General features: G+C 42.4%; 5 protein-coding genes. 2 read left to right on the top strand and 3 right to left on the bottom strand.

Going from position 1 to position 7584, the window contains the following annotated elements; translation table 11 throughout:
- Window positions 1–70 precede the first annotated feature (70 nt).
- On the bottom strand, window positions 71–1582 hold the full coding sequence (locus AC4II3_RS29730; protein ID WP_488010897.1) for a hydroxysqualene dehydroxylase: 1512 nt from the start codon (window positions 1580–1582) through the stop codon (window positions 71–73).
- Window positions 1583–2706: 1124 nt separating this feature from the next.
- Between AC4II3_RS29730 and AC4II3_RS29725 the strand changes: the two genes are divergently transcribed.
- Window positions 2707–3063: a Mo-dependent nitrogenase C-terminal domain-containing protein gene (locus AC4II3_RS29725; RefSeq protein ID WP_424100264.1), complete on the top strand. Its 357-nt coding sequence runs from the start codon at window positions 2707–2709 to the stop codon at window positions 3061–3063.
- Between the two features lie 520 nt (window positions 3064–3583).
- On the opposite strand, the gene AC4II3_RS29720 is transcribed toward AC4II3_RS29725, so the two are convergent.
- Both AC4II3_RS29720 and AC4II3_RS29715 read right to left on the bottom strand, forming a co-directional pair.
- The gene (locus tag AC4II3_RS29720; RefSeq protein WP_488010895.1) at window positions 3584–4300 is read right to left on the bottom strand and encodes a biliverdin-producing heme oxygenase; all 717 of its coding nucleotides are present in this window, start codon (window positions 4298–4300) and stop codon (window positions 3584–3586) included.
- Window positions 4301–4773: 473 nt separating this feature from the next.
- Complete coding sequence (locus AC4II3_RS29715; RefSeq protein WP_488010893.1) at window positions 4774–5733, bottom strand: glycosyltransferase family 2 protein; 960 nt, start codon at window positions 5731–5733, stop codon at window positions 4774–4776.
- A gap of 142 nt (window positions 5734–5875) precedes the next feature.
- Here AC4II3_RS29715 and AC4II3_RS29710 point away from each other — a divergent pair, with 142 nt between their 5' ends.
- The gene (locus AC4II3_RS29710) at window positions 5876–7105 is read left to right on the top strand and encodes a glycosyltransferase family 4 protein (RefSeq protein ID WP_488010905.1); all 1230 of its coding nucleotides are present in this window, start codon (window positions 5876–5878) and stop codon (window positions 7103–7105) included.
- Window positions 7106–7584: the final 479 nt, after the last annotated feature.

Genomic DNA, 7584 nt, shown 5'->3' with positions numbered 1-7584 from the left:
CCCGATTCCCGATTCCCGATTCCCGATTCCCGATTCCCGATTCCCTGTTCCCTAAAATTCCAAAATTAAATCAAGGTAACCAAAAATTAGTGAATAACGTCTGACCAAACTCTCGTACAGTTTTATTAATAGTCCGTGTCACCTGAATATGAAATTCATCAGCATCAACAGGAATAATCTTGGCCAGATTCCCCTGTCTAAAGCGCCTAATCACCAAATTGGCTGCCTCTAAACCGGTAACATACGCTTTTTCCTGAGACCAAGAACCGTGGCGAGTGACAATCCAATCCCCGCTCATAAATACATTGTCAATACTAGTGGTTCGCTGCATCATATACTGATAGCTACCGGGAGCAAAGTGAGTCACCCCTTGGGGTACTCGAATCACAGTACTGTCAATCAGATTTGCCTCTCTAAAACCAGAAACACAGGTGCCTAAGTCACGCTGAACTTTCTGGATAATCTGCTGATCACTCAGGGGTAGCAACTGGTTAGCATGGTAAAAGTCTACTTCAATCACGCTACCAGATTCATCCCGGTACTCATCGTGCAAAGCATTAAGGTCAAAAAATGTCCAACCCGTGGTGGCATCAAAGCCAAAACAAGCATTAGAGGGATGGCGAATCTCAACTTTGCGGTCAAACCATAGCCTAGTTGATAGCACATCAATTGCCCCTAAATTCATCAGGTTGCGGAATTCCTTGCGGCTTTGGAGCATGGTGCTACTCTGAAGGATTTTCTTCATACCATTGATACTGACAGCAAAAATCACCGCGTCAGCCTCAAAGCATTCATCACCACACATCACCCCTTTGGCCTTGCCTGTGTGGTCTATAATAATGTCATTGACCCGTTTATTGGTAAGTACCTTTCCCCCGGCTTTCTCAATCTGTTCCACCCAGGGTTTAAATATCATTTGTGCTACCGTTCCTCGGCACCAGACCACATCAAAGTCCGGTTGGTGAGCCAAAATGAAGTAATACAGCATTCCTAGGGCGGCTGCGGCTGAACATTGCTCTCCTGGAGCAAATAAACCAACTAACAGCATTGGCTCAAAGGAATCCTTGTAGAGTCGTGCCGAAACCCCAAACTGTTTAAATAATTCACGGGCGGTTACCGAGTCATACCTAGTCCACGCCTGGTGGGAATTATCGAAGTCAATAACGGCATAGAGCAGGGGTAAGGCAGAGAGTCGATCAATCAGGGGTAAGCGTTTGAAGTCGGGGTAGAGGAAGGTTCCTAGAGGGGTGGGAAGTCGTGGTTCATTTTGAAAGATCGGGGATTCGACTTCTAATCCAGCAGGGGAATACTGAGAAGAACGGGTAAAAGGAGTGAAAGGATTGAGTTGGAGTTCCTTTACCAGGTTGAAAATGTTGTGATAGGGATACCAAAAACCATGAATTCCCCCTTCTACAGAACGTCCACCCGCTGTTTTCCATCCTGACACTAAACCACCGGGATAGGAACTTGCTTCTAGGAGAGTGACATCGTAACCTTGTTTGGCTAAATGGTAAGTTGCGCCTAAGCCTGCCCATCCAGCACCGACTACAACTACTCGTTTTCTTTCTGAGAATTCTGACATTGACCTAAACTTGAGTCTATTGACAACTCTTTTCTCAGGATGACATAATTATGAAGTTATGTTAAGGTAATGCCGTGATCACTCATGGGATGCTCCTTTGGAGCCGCTACGGGAACCCATTCGGAAAATCCTCAATACAGCAGTGGCTATTACCCACCTATTTTCATTGAAGTTGGGAAAAACCTCGCTAAAAACCAGTACATTAGTCCTATTGAATCCAAAATATTGCCTTGCTTTGAGCAAGAAAAAAAGAAGCCGTTGCCCACGCGCCCTGGGTCGGTAAAGCGGAATCGCAATTAAAATTTCCAGCTTTCTAAAATCACAGAAGAAATAATCTCAGGATTATTGATAATATAGGCAGTTTGTTGACATTAATTGAAAGTCAATTATGATTGCTATACTATCTTTCCACTTTTATCTGTAGTTTTTGATACGGATTTAGATGAGCTTACCCTGGGTAAGCTGTTTGTTTTGGTAGTGTTATAAGATGCTGGCTGTTGAGTGTTCACCAGCAACAGTCAACAGTCAACAGTTAACAGTCAACAGTCAACCAATTAGTTTTATCAAAAGTTCATAGTTTGATTGGTCTTTCTTCTTTTAACCTTTACCAAACCTTTCTCTTGTATTTTTATGCTTGAAATAAGGATGGCTTTTAGCTGAAAGCTGATTAAGAATGGCTGATAGCAGCTCAAGTAGCGTGGCCATTCCCTTAGGGTGATCAAGGCTGAATGGTGAAAGCTTACTTAATAAGTTCAGTGGTAACAATTGAGCTCATGTCCGGTGGTTTTGGTAGTGTTCATCTTTGATGAGCTTTTTGGTAATAGGTAAGAGCTCTGGAATAATCTCAATTACCAAGTACTAATTACCAATTACCAATTACCAATTACTAATTACCAATTACTAATTACCAATTACACAAGCTTTACAATACCTAGGCTCCTGGACATCCTATGACTTCTAGCTATATAAATTTTTATAACTTACCGCCAATGTGGCAATACAGCTCAATAGTAATCGTGTTTGATTACTGGATGTCTACCTACTTAACTAGAACTCTGTAAAAGGCATTCCACAGTAATACCTTTGCTGAGTACTTTATTGATTAAATTTAGAGATGTATAGCCATGTTCAGAACCAACAAGCAAAGTACTAATCCATCCCTCTCAGAGGTAGCTGATCTCAATAGCAGTCTCACTCCGCCTGAGCCACTGCCCAAAAAACGTGTTGACTTACTAAAACCTGTGCGCCAATGGCTGGATCAAATAGAAATTACAGATCAAACCCTAGCTAGATTCCTCTCCAAAATTATTCCTGGTCAATGTCCCTTTGAGCGGGATTTAAAACTTTTCGGTCACTTAGTACTACACATCCCTCCCCTATGTAAGCTCAACCCTCTCTATGAGCAGTTAGCTAGCCTGCGTTTCCGGGCTCTGTGTTACCTAGTGGATCAGTGTGGGGAGGATATTCAATTTTACGCTTGAGAGGGGTATATAGCGCTACGCGCAAGTCAGCAAGGTTCTTGCGTCAGAAGTCAAAAGGACGCTACGACTAGGTTTTGAAGTTTATAAATGTCAAACATCTTAATGCGTAGTGCTATACCAACTTGTCAACAGGAATTCCACCCAAGCATCAACAGATGCTAACAGCAATAATCACTAATTTCGATAGTAGCTTTAAGTAGATTGAGTATACCCCAATTAAGTAAATACACAAAATTGAGTACACATTTCACAAAACTCAAAGGCTTACAATGTGAAGCTTACAGAGATTGGGAGTAGGTAATTAATTCTGCGATCGCTGCGAGGGTAGTTAGTAATCAGAACGTAAGCATTCAACCTAGCACATAAGCTAATCCCTGATAGCGATAGGCTGAATGCTTACCTCAAAACTACTAACTACTAATAACTCATTACAGGATACTAAAGCTAATCCCCTGGATTTATAGTTAAGGTGATTAGTCGCCACCCATCTTTGGTGCTAATAGCAGTTTGTGCAATAAGCTTAATCAGCTGTAGCTAGTTCTGTGCTGCCACGAACGCGACGACGGGTAAGGGTGTTGTATAGCATGATACCAATGGCTTTAATCAGATTACCCTCCAGTTCCTGGAACATCTTCATATTCATGCCAAAGGCAGCATTAGCTTCTTCCACAATCCGATCCGCTGTGGCATCATCAATGGGTAGCTCATCCATGGCTTGGCGATACTTAGTCTTGAATCCCTTCTCATCAGGGATTTGCTTGAATTCATAAAAAGCAGTACCTTGCCCATCTGATAAGTTCATCCCGCGCTGGGCAATCTTTTTGAGAATTTGTCCGCCAGATAAGTCCCCTAGATAGCGGGTGTAGGAGTGAGCAACCAATAATTCTGGTTCCTTCTCAGACATATCTTTAATTCTTTGCACATACTCTTTAGCCGCCACTGAAGGGACTACTTTATCTTGCCAGTTAGAACCGTAGTAATAGCATAGGTCTTGCTCTAGGGTCTTTTTCCGATTGAGCTCTTGGAAGTAGATTTTTGAAAGAATGGGGTGTTCCCGATGGCGCTCCATTTCCTCTTCCATGGCGGAATAGACGAAGTAAAGGTTGGAGACTAATTTCCGGTAGGAGGTTTTTTCAACGGTTCCTTTCAAAAAGCACTTGACAAAACCCACATTCTCTGCCATTGTATGGGATGTTTTTGTGCCTTCACGCAACTTGGTGGCTAAATTGGTACTCATTCTTTATTTTTCTTCCTAAAGTTGACGGTATTTGTATTACTACTTACAGACAAGGGAATATCTTTCCAAATTATTAGAGTAAACTGATTTAATGAAAAATTTTGTTAAGAATTCTTACGTAAACACGAGATCCTACCTCCCCCACCGTCAGAGAGCCAGTTCATAGATCCTTAAACTGATCAGTCTAACAATGGTTTGATCAGTACACAGAGGGGGGACGGGAGAAGTTGTATGCTAGATTCAAAGGCTCAACTGTCGCAACCATCCAAAAAGCTCTAGAAACTAGCAAGACTGTCTAAGTATTTAAGTAAAAATACTTAGACAGTCTCGTGAAAGGCGGTGCGACAATGCGCTGCCTGAAGCTCGCCAAGGGAACAGGCACCAAAAGAGTGGAAATTTGCTTCAGCATAGTGAGGCTGCCAATGCCTTGGCAATTTAATCAGATTTCTTCTAGCCCGGAATTCCCAGAGAGTTTATTCCTTGAATTGACGCAACACACTAAACGCCTGAGAACGCCACCCTTCTGGCAATAGGGACAACACCAAAGCAACCCAAGCTTTTGAGGGGGAGCAAGCTTTTCCTGACCAAACTAATTCACGTCCGGTTGATGTTTGTCCAATTTCAATCAGCCGCAATCCTAGTAGTAGCTTAGTTTCCGTCAGACGCGATCGCCTAACTGTCTCCAACATTTCTGACTCAAAGTTATAACTTTCTAGATAATGCAGTTTATCCTGTAAATAGGGAATTGCTCGACTAATCCCTTGCTGTTGGGCATGGAATCGATATTCCATTAACAATTCGGGTAAATAATAAGCTTTTTTGCCCGCAATAGCCAGCCGAACGAATAAATCATTATCTTCACAATTTTGGATGTTAGGACGCATAAATTCCACGTCTTTCAACGCCTGCATCCGAAATAACGTAGCGCCAATTTGAAAGCTCTGCTGAATAAAAACAACCTCAATTAAATTATCAACAATCCCTTCGATTAACTTAGTTCTTCCCCACTTATGAGAGTTTAATTTTGTAGCTGATTCATCCCTAGTATTATTAATAGTAATTACCCAATGATCTGTCCCGACAAAATCAATAGTATGGTCTGGCTCTAAGATAGCCGTTGTTTTGGCTAAAAATTCAGGTGTCAGCCGGTCATCATCATCAAATTTAATAAAATATTCCCCCAATGCCGCATCAAATCCAGAGCGCATATTATTACTTTTTCCAATATTTTTGGGGTGACGGATGTAGTTAATTCGGCTATCCTGATACTGGGACATTAACTCAGGAGTGTCATCAGTTGAACCATCATCACAGACAATTAATTCCCAGTCTTGATACGTTTGTTTAATAACACTGTCAATCGCATAAGGAAGTAAATTCACGCGATTGAATGTAGGAATACACACACTAACCTTGGGGACTCGTTGAATCATTGTATTGTTATAGATGAAACTATCAAGCCACTCAATTCATTTTTGTTGACATAAAATTATGCTCTTGGATGCCTGATATCAAGTCCGTTTACAACGAACTAGATATGACTTATAGCAATTTTTTACCTAACCTGAAGATATGATGAAAATTCTCATGCTATCTGCCACCTTTCCTTATCCCCCCACTAGGGGAGGAACTCAGGTACGGACATTTAATTTACTAAAACATCTTAAGTTAAGTCATGATATCACCATGATTACTCAACGTTCAGAAGATGTCACGGATCAGGAAGTGGAAAAACTCGGGAAATGGGTAGATGAATTGGTGGTTTTCCCCCAACCAAAGCCGTCTGATCCCTCAGGAGGCATCTGGGGCAAAGTAAAGCGATTTAGTAATTTTTTACGCCAAGGCATCCCCCCCAGTGTGCTACATCTCTACTCCCCGGACATTCAGCAATGGATGGATGAAGCTGTGGCGGCTGGACGGTTTGACATTATTACCTGTGAACATAGTGTAAATGAAATATATGTACGACCAGAATGGCGACAGCAGCTGGGAACGGTGGTGAATATTCACAGTTCTGTGTATGGTACCTTCCGTAATCAGTTGGAAACAGGAACCTCGGAAAATCAGCTCAGAGACCAGTTAAATTTACCCCTGTTGCGCCGCTATGAGGAACGATACTGTGCCAAATTTACTGGCCTTGTGGTCACAACACCGGAGGATCAAAGCCAGATAGCTGCCTACAAGCCATCGGGTAAAATTGTGGTGATTCCAAATGGGGTGGATTTGACTCAATTTCCCCAACGCACTGCTGACCCAGGGGGACATCGCATCATTTTTATTGGAGCTATGGATAACCGAGCCAACATTGATGCTGTAAGCTTTTTCAGCTTGGAGGTCTTTCCAGCCATTAAAGAACGCTATGGAGATGCTACGCTAGACCTGGTCGGAGCAAGACCAGTACCTGCAGTGTTGGAGTTGGCAGCATTGTCGGGAATTACGGTCACCGGTCGTGTGCCATCAATGGTAGAGTATCTCCATCAAGCAACTATCTGTGTGGTACCGATGCGGACTGGCTTTGGCATTAAAAACAAGACCCTGGAAGCAATGGCGGCTGGGGTACCTGTAGTGGGAAGCGATCGCGGTTTGGAGGGACTGGCGGTTGATGGTGCCAATACACCTCTGCGAGCATTGCGGGCAAATCATGTTAAGGAGTATATTAGTGCCATCACTCGTTTGTTTGAAGACCCACAGCTGCGAGCAAAGTTGTCCCAAAACGGGCGCTCATTGATCGAGGATGAATACACCTGGGATCGGGCTGGTCAATCCTACGAACAAGCCCTAGCTCAGTCAGTGCTTAGGAGTTAGTGGCATATGTTCATCTAAAAACGTCCGAGAGTAGGAAAACTCCGTGACGGTGGCAAACCCCTCTAAATCACCGTCACTGGAAGTCATAGAGAGATTAGGCTAGGTGGTGTTGGGAAATCGGTAAATTTGAATTTTTAACTATATTTTCTAGAGGAAAATTCACAATTGTATAAATGTATTGGCATGAAGATATAATACATTTATACTGTCCGATTTTTTCGGTAGTGTTCTTTGTCGTTGTTTTTTGGGTTTTGGGTAATAGGTAATCGGGAATTACTCTGCAGTAATCAGAATTATCAAAAACCCCAACCTTGGCAATATCGATTATCACGTATTTTATACAATAAGAAGTTGGAGTAAATTAAAATTACGAAATGTTAATAAAAGTTTAGATTTTTTTTTAATAGTATAAAGAAATTAATCCTTGTCTTGATGCAGTCGCTCATGGGGGAAACCCCCTTTGGCGGCGCTGCATCGCT

The organism is Moorena sp. (genome assembly GCF_982860115.1).
This window is presented reverse-complemented; position numbering and strand designations above follow the sequence as displayed.

Coding starts and splice junctions, on each gene's coding strand:
- AC4II3_RS29730 (WP_488010897.1), bottom strand. CDS start 1,582: ATGTCAGAATTCTCAGAAAGAAAACGAGTAGTTGTAGTCGGTGCTGGA.
- AC4II3_RS29725 (WP_424100264.1), top strand. CDS start 2,707: ATGTTCAGAACCAACAAGCAAAGTACTAATCCATCCCTCTCAGAGGTA.
- AC4II3_RS29720 (WP_488010895.1), bottom strand. CDS start 4,300: ATGAGTACCAATTTAGCCACCAAGTTGCGTGAAGGCACAAAAACATCC.
- AC4II3_RS29715 (WP_488010893.1), bottom strand. CDS start 5,733: ATGATTCAACGAGTCCCCAAGGTTAGTGTGTGTATTCCTACATTCAAT.
- AC4II3_RS29710 (WP_488010905.1), top strand. CDS start 5,876: ATGAAAATTCTCATGCTATCTGCCACCTTTCCTTATCCCCCCACTAGG.